This window comes from Deferribacterota bacterium, from assembly GCA_034189185.1.
Classification (GTDB): Bacteria; Chrysiogenota; Deferribacteres; order Deferribacterales; family UBA228; genus UBA228.
Window position 1 is genome coordinate 1 of sequence record JAXHVM010000259.1, and the last position, 1,980, is coordinate 1,980.

Below are 1,980 nucleotides of genomic sequence, written 5' to 3' on the forward strand. Positions count from 1 at the left end.
TAGATGGTCATTTGGAAGAGATAGGTTTATTTTATTGCTGGGATTAGAATTCAAATCTACAGGTAAATCGTGCTCATTAATTTTTTTATCCTTTGATAACAAACAAAGTCTATAAACAATATTTTCTAACTCCCTAATATTTCCAGGCCAATCATAGCTTTTAAGTTTCTCTATTGCATTATTATTCATTTTAATATTTTTAAACCCAAATTTTGCAATAATATGATTCACGAGTAATGGCACATCTTCCCTTCTCTCTCTCAATGAGGGAACCTTTATTGGAAAAACATTTAATCTATAAAACAAATCTTCCCTAAAAGTTCTATCTTTTACCATTTCCTGCAGGTTTTTATTTGTTGCAGCTACTACCCTTACATCTACCTTCACCGGCCTTGTATTACCTATAGGTTCGATTTCACCCTCCTGTAAAAAACGCAAGAGTTTCGCCTGAATGTGATAAGGAAGCTCTGCAATTTCATCAAGAAAAACAGTTCCCTTTGATGCCTCTGCTATTTTTCCCTTTTTGTCTTTATCTGCCCCTGTAAACGCGCCCTTTCTATAACCAAAAAGCTCACTTTCAAAAAGGTTTTCTGGTATTGCAGAGCAGTTTATTGACACAAAAGGGTTATCTGCCCTTTTGCTTAAGCAGTGAATCTCTCTTGCAAAAAGTTCTTTACCTACACCACTTTCTCCTAGTATAAGAACAGTGGCATCAGTTGGAGCAATCTTTTTAATAAGATTTTTCACTTCTTCAATTTTATTGCTTTGGCCAATAATTTCAGGTTTTATAAATGATTTAACATAATTTTTTAAGTTAACGTTCTCGCCCTTTAATCTTTTATATTCTATAGCTTTCTTAATAACTATCAAAAACTCATCATTGTCAAAGGGTTTTGTTATATAATCAAAGGCACCTGATTTTATCGCCTTTACAGCATCGGGGATATTCCCAAAAGCAGTAATAATAATTATTGGAATAGTATCATTAATTTTTTTGATGTTTTTAAAAATTTCATAACCATTTAATCCTGGAAGCTTAATATCTATAACAACGGCATCATAATCTAAATTCTCTTTAAAAAGTTTTAGGCCTTTAAGCCCATCATCACTATAATCAACATTAATACCCTCATCTTCCAGCATAATCTGGATAATTGAGGCAAGAGATACATTATCTTCAATAAGCAAAACTTTCATAATCACTAATTATAAATATTTCAAACATTAATTTATATAATAAGCTCATAACCATATACCAATCACTTATACCTTAAAAGTTTTAAGGTAAATCTCAAGCCATTATTATTTTCAACATAGATTTCACCATCATGTTCTTTGATTATTTTATTTGTAATAGATAGTCCCAAGCCTGTACCTTTTTCTTTTGTAGTAAAAAAGGGTTCGAAGATTTTTTCTTTTACAGCCTCATCGATACCAGGCCCATTATCTGATACCTCAAAAAACACTGCTCTTTCATCAAAATAAGCATACACTGATACCTTACCATCTCTATTTATTGTTTCACAGGCCTCAATACTATTTAGAACAATGTTAAATAGTGCTTGTTTGAGATAATTTTTATCCCCTCTAATTAACACATTTTCATCTATCTCTAATGTACTTTGAAAGATTATATTTTTCTTGTGTTTACATGTTAATTCAACAAGTTCTATTACTTCTTCACAAAGTTTTTTCGCTTTTATCTCTTTATCTTCACTTTTTCCAACACTTGCATATTGAAGGAATCTCTCTACAAAACTGTTTAATCTATCAACCTCTGATGTTACCAAATCAACAATTCTTTCGTTATATTTTTTATTTTTTACAAGTTTAATACCACTTCTTATAGCTGCCAGTGGATTTCTTATTTCATGGGCTATGCCTGCCGTTAGTTGCCCTAAAACCCTCAATCTATCAGCTTTTGCAATCTCCTTTTCCATCTTTATTTTCTCTTCTATACTCTCTTCTAATAAAGCTAGA

General features: G+C 31.3%; 2 protein-coding genes. Both read right to left on the reverse strand.

Going from position 1 to position 1,980, the window contains the following annotated elements:
- The coding region (locus SVN78_10645) for a sigma-54 dependent transcriptional regulator (GenBank protein ID MDY6822063.1) at positions 1–1,197 on the reverse strand (1,197 nt) is incomplete at its 3' end.
- Positions 1,198–1,259: 62 nt separating this feature from the next.
- Positions 1,260–1,980: ATP-binding protein (locus SVN78_10650; protein MDY6822064.1), on the reverse strand; the 721-nt coding region annotated here is incomplete at its 5' end.